The sequence below is a fragment of the Methylobacterium sp. WL69 genome (genome assembly GCF_008039485.1).
GTDB lineage: Bacteria > Pseudomonadota > Alphaproteobacteria > Rhizobiales > Beijerinckiaceae > Methylobacterium.
In genome coordinates this window covers 1-2,281 of the sequence record NZ_VRUZ01000179.1, presented here as the reverse complement: position 1 = coordinate 2,281, position 2,281 = coordinate 1, and the positions used below count along the sequence as shown (strand labels likewise).

At 72.6% G+C, this 2,281-nt stretch carries 2 protein-coding genes and 2 pseudogenes; 1 reads left to right on the top strand and 3 read right to left on the bottom strand.

The window, feature by feature from the left end:
• Window positions 1-456: DUF533 domain-containing protein (locus FV218_RS22220; protein WP_147711579.1), on the top strand; the 456-nt coding region annotated here is incomplete at its 5' end.
• Window positions 457-510: 54 nt separating this feature from the next.
• Here the strand turns inward: FV218_RS22220 and FV218_RS23355 are convergent.
• The 3 genes and pseudogenes from FV218_RS23355 to FV218_RS22210 form a co-directional block, all read right to left on the bottom strand.
• Window positions 511-707 (bottom strand): annotated as a pseudogene (locus FV218_RS23355) (hypothetical protein); the annotation flags it as partial.
• 62 nt (window positions 708-769) lie between these two features.
• Complete coding sequence (gene lysA / locus FV218_RS22215) at window positions 770-2,047, bottom strand: diaminopimelate decarboxylase (protein ID WP_147711578.1); 1,278 nt, start codon at window positions 2,045-2,047, stop codon at window positions 770-772.
• A 35-nt stretch (window positions 2,048-2,082) separates the two neighbouring features.
• Window positions 2,083-2,281: pseudogene (locus FV218_RS22210) on the bottom strand (hypothetical protein); the annotation flags it as partial.

Genomic DNA, 2,281 nt, shown 5'->3' with positions numbered 1-2,281 from the left:
GCGGTCTACGCGCAGGCCGCCGCCCTGCCGGGGCTCGCGGTCTCGGGCGTCGACATGCACATCGGCAGCCAGATCACCGACCTGACGCCGTTCGACCACATCCAGGTCGGCGAGGACGAGGCCCGGACCATGCTGCGCGCCATGGTGGCGGCGACCCTGGCGGACGGCCTCGTGGATGCGGGCGAGCGCAGGCGCCTCGACGACGCCCTGGCGGCGGCGGGCATCGCCGACGACGGCCGCCGCTGGCTCGAAGCCGAGCTGGCCGACCCGGCCACCGTCGACGCCATCGCCGAGGGGGCGAACAACCCCGAGCAGGCCGCCCGCATCTACGCGGCGGCCCGCCTCGCCATCGACCCCGACACCCTGCAGGAGCGCAAGTTTTTGAAAGACTTGGCCGAGGCCCTCGATGTGCCGGATGAAGCCACGCTTCGGCTGGAGACGGAACTGGCGGCTTGAGGCCGGGATCGTTTCGCTGACCGGGATCGGGACGCAGCGGACCACCCGGAGCGCATCCCCTCGCCCCGCTTGCGGGGAGAGGGCTTCGCCGACCCCGTCGTAGGCGGAGCGAGGCGGCAGCCGACGGTGAGGGGGCGCGTCCGAAGGAGCCACATCCGACGCAGCCCCCTCACCGTCGCTCCGGCTTCGCCTCCGCTCGCCGCAGGCACAACGGGGTGCCTGCGGTCCTCTCCCCGCGCGCGGGGAGAGGGGATGCACTCAAGCGTTCAGCGAGCTTGAGCAAAGACTTGCGCCAGGGCGCTCATCCAATCCCTCAAGCCGGCTCCGACAGCCAATCCGGTACGCGGTCGAGGCCGATGAGCTCTTCGTAGGTCTGGCGCGGGCGCACCACGGCCCAGTCCGACCCGCGCACCAGCACCTCGGGGACGAGGCGGCGGGTGTTGTAGGTGCCGGCCTGGACGGCGCCGTAGGCGCCGGCGCTCATGACCGCCACGAGGTCGCCCGGAGCCACTTCGGGGATGTCGCGGCCCAGCGCGACGTAGTCGCCGCTCTCGCAGACGGGGCCGACCACGTCGGCGACGAGGCGGGGCGTCTCGGGGCCCGGTTCGCGGACGGGGCGCAGGCCGTGATAGGCGTCGTACAGGGTCGGGCGGATGAGGTCGTTCATGGCCGCGTCGACGATGACGAAGGTCCGGCCCTCGGTGCGCTTCACGTAGAGCACGCGGGTGACGAGGATGCCGGCATTGCCGGCGATCATCCGGCCGATCTCGAAGACCGGGCGCAGGCCGAGGCCGGCGAAGTGCGGGCGCAGGAGTGCAGCCAGGGCCGCGGGGTCCGGCGGGGGCGCGTTGTCGTCGCGGTAGGGGATGCCGAGGCCGCCGCCGAAATCGATGTGGTGCAGGGCGTGGCCGTCGGCGAGCAGGTCGCGGGCGAGGCCGGCGAGCAGCCGGGCGGCGTGGTCGAACGGCGTCAGGTCGGTGATCTGGCTGCCGATGTGCATGTCGACGCCCGAGACCGCGAGCCCCGGCAGGGCGGCGGCCTGCGCGTAGACCGCCCGCGCCCGGCCGATGGGAATGCCGAACTTGTTTTCGGATTTTCCCGTCGAGATTTTTGCGTGCGTTCCGGCGTCGACGTCGGGATTCACCCGGATGGAGACGGGGGCGGTGAGACCGAGGCCGGAGGCGACCCCCGACAGCACCGCGAGTTCCGGCTCGCTCTCGACGTTGAAGCAGTAGATGCCGGCCTTGAGGGCGGCGGCCATCTCGTCGGGGGTCTTGCCGACGCCGGAGAACACGATCCGCTGCGGATCGACCCCGGCGGCCAGCGCCCGGCGCAGTTCGCCCTCCGAGACGATGTCCATGCCGGCGCCCTGGCGGGCGAGGGTGGTGAGCACCGCCTGGTTCGAGTTCGCCTTCATGGCGTAGCAGACCAGGGCGTCGTCGCCGGCGAAGGCCTGCGCGAAGACCCGGTAGTGCCGCTCCAGGGTGGCGGTGGAATAGCAGTAGAACGGCGTCGCGACCGCGTCGGCGAGGGCCGTCAGGTCGACATCCTCGGCGGCGAGGCGACCGTCGCGGTAGTGGAAGTGATGCATCGCAGTGCCTTGAACCGGTCCGGTGGGTACGGACCCTACAGGAGCGGGTCGAGGAAGAAGGGTTGCTTCGGCACGACGTAGCCGCGCTTGGCCCCGCGCGAGGTCAGGATCGGCGCCTCGAGGCCCACGCCCGGCACCGCGGCGGCGTCGAGCTCGTCACCGGCCCGCACGGCGTCGGGGTCGGGCGTGGCGGCGCCGCCGCCCAGCCCCACGCTCTGGGGCAGGGCCCGCGGG